1 protein-coding gene is annotated in these 1,418 nt (G+C 68.6%); it reads right to left on the reverse strand.

Going from position 1 to position 1,418, the window contains the following annotated elements; all coding sequences use genetic code 11:
• The coding region (locus tag AC0B61_RS37185; RefSeq protein WP_471746964.1) for a non-ribosomal peptide synthetase at positions 1–1,382 on the reverse strand (1,382 nt) is incomplete at its 3' end.
• Between the last annotated feature and the right edge of the window lie 36 nt (positions 1,383–1,418).

The raw sequence follows: 1,418 nt of genomic DNA on the forward strand, positions 1-1,418 counted from the left end.
AGAAGACCCTCGTCGGCCGCGACCACGTAAGCGACCAGGCGCTTGTCACCCGGCAGGTCCTCGCGAGCCACCACGACAGCCTGAGCCACTCCGGGGTGCTCCGCCACGACAGCCTGGACCTCACCCAGCTCGATCCGGAAACCCCGGACCTTCACCTGCTCGTCCGCCCGCCCCGCGAACTCCAGCAGACCATCCGCAGCCCACCGCACCCGGTCACCCGTCCGATACATCCGCGCACCGCCCGCACCGAACGGGCACGCCACGAACCGCTCAGCCGTCAGACCCGCACGACCCACATAACCACGCGCCAACTGCGCACCCGCGATATACAGATCACCCGCCACACCCACCGGCACCGGACGCAACCCACCGTCCAGCACGAACAGGCTCGTGTTCGCCACCGGCGCGCCGAACGGCACCACACCCTCACGCCCCGGGTCGACCGGGGCCTCGGCGACCATCACCGTCGCCTCCGTCGGACCATAAGTGTTCACCAGCCGACGACCCGCCGACCACACCCCCGCCGCCCGCGAACCGATCGCCTCGGCGCCCACCACCAACGTCTCCACCGACGCCAGATCCTCCGGCGACAACACCCCCAGCAGCGACGGCACCACACTCGCCACACGCACGTCCTGCGACGCCACCAGCGCACGCAGCAACGCCGGCTCGGACCGCTCACCGGGCCCCGCCACCACCAGCCGCGACCCCGAACACAACGCCACCACCACATCCAGCACCGACGCATCGAAACTGAACGAAGCGAACTGCAACACACCCACACCCGACCCCGCCCCGAACACCGGAACGAACGCCGACACCGCATTCACCAACGAACCATGCGCCACCACCACACCCTTCGGACGCCCCGTCGAACCCGACGTATAGATCACATACGCCGCATGACCGGGCGACAACCCCACCTCGGGCGCCACCGCCGGCAACACCTCCAGCGCCGCCACGACCTCCCGGTCATCCAGGACCAGCACATCCGCCCGCTCGGGCAACACACCCAGACACTCACGCACCGTCAGAACACACACCGCACCCGCATCTTCCAACATGTACGCGATCCGCTCCACCGGATACTCCGGATCGACCGGCACATACGCACCACCAGCCTTCCAGACCCCCAGAATCCCCACCACCATCTCGACACCACGCGGCAGACACAACGCCACCACCGACTCCGGACCCACACCCCCGGAAACCAGGTACCGAGCCAACCGATTGGCACGCGCATCCAACTCCGCATACGACAGCTCAACACCACCCGCCACCACCGCCACCGCACCCGGCGTCCGCGCCACCTGCCCCGCGAACACCTCCGCCACCAACACGGCAGGCACCTCAACAGCCGTATCGTTCCACTCGCTCAGCACCCGCCGCCGCTCCCCGACGTCCAACACCTCCACCGC

Source organism: Kitasatospora sp. NPDC023385 (assembly GCF_055664045.1).